We start from the raw sequence: 1,390 nt of genomic DNA on the forward strand, positions 1-1,390 counted from the left end.
GCTCTTCCGATCTCTTTTCTTCATCGAATCTAAAATGATCCTTCTCTTTGATGGAGTAAGAGAGAGATGGAATAACATGGTTGGACTTCTTGTACATAACTTTATATTCCCCAAAATCCAGTTCGCCCTGGTTACCAAGCTCCTTTACCTTAATTTCAAATGAAAGGTCATAATATCCTATGGACAGGGCTGATGGAATAATCATGTCAGCTCCTATTGGTCCATATATTTCCAGGGGTTCTTTCCTCCCGAATAAGCTCATGGTCTGAATCAATCCTGGGAGTCCAAGAAAATGATCTCCGTGGAAATGGGTGATGAATATCCGCTTGATCTTCATCAAAGATAACGAACTCTTCATAAGTCTCACCTGGGTATATTCCCCACAGTCGAATAAGACAGCTTCATCATCCATTCTCACTGCCACTCCGGCTGTCCCCCTAAATGGGGTAGGCCAAGATCCACCAGTTCCCAGCAAATAAACCCTAATTGATGTTATCATTGGTCTCACCCATTATCCTTGCCTCCAGATCTAGGAATTCCTTGGAATCGCTTTTAGTCTTTGGTCTTGGAGGAAGGAAGAAGCAATCACAAGATGAGCCCACTGATATAAAAATATCAAATGCCCCTATCTTTTCCGATATCCTTTCTATCTCAAGTTTATCGAATCCTATCAAAGGTCTGAAGATTGGAAAATGAAAATCCGATTCGATGGTGGCGAGATTGTCCAATGTTTGGCTTGCCACTTGTCCCAGATTCTCCCCTGTAACTATGGCCCTTGCTCCTATTTCCCTGGCATATTTCTCCGCTTCCTTATACATGAGATTCTTACAGAACAAACAGGTCCACCTTTCCTTCCCTTCCTTCCTGAGTTTCAGGACGGTAGGTCCCAAAAGCTTCCTATGGTCCACTATCTTTATCTCTATGGGATATGGACTATATTCCTCAAGCAGTTCTTTATTTCTAAATACCTTTTCAAGCAATCTGGAGCTCTGGAAGTAATGAATCAGGGAAATCTCCATTCCCCTTTTTAGCATTAAATATGCTGCAACAGGGGAATCTATACCACCAGATATAAGTACCACGCCTTTCCCCTGAGATCTAACTGGAATACCGCCAGGACCCTCATAGACATTATCATAAAAGTATGCCCAGTCTTCACCTATATCTAAACCCAAATTGACTTCATAATTTTCTAGATCCACTCTTGCATTAGGGTTGTTTTTCAATACAATTTCGCCTAGTATTCCAGAGAATTCCTGGCTGGAATATGGGAAATTTTTAGACCTCCTATTAACACTTACTCTGAATTTTTTATCAATTCTCAATGAAGAAAAAAATTTCTTTATCTCCTAGATCGGAAGAGCGTCGTGTAGGGAAAGAGTGTACCTTA

Annotated in this window: 2 protein-coding genes; both read right to left on the bottom strand. The window is 41.0% G+C overall.

The genetic code is table 11. From position 1 onward, the window contains the following. Positions 1-499, bottom strand: a 499-nt coding sequence (locus tag ACYQ0N_RS15225) for an MBL fold metallo-hydrolase (protein ID WP_460163167.1), incomplete at its 3' end; no start/stop codon positions are given. After that, positions 483-1,325, bottom strand: coding sequence for a tRNA sulfurtransferase (locus ACYQ0N_RS15230; protein ID WP_460163168.1), 843 nt, complete (start codon positions 1,323-1,325; stop codon positions 483-485). The genes ACYQ0N_RS15230 and ACYQ0N_RS15225, both read right to left, overlap by 17 nt. Positions 1,326-1,390: the final 65 nt, after the last annotated feature.

It is taken from the genome of Ruminococcus sporogenes (genome assembly GCF_054655175.1).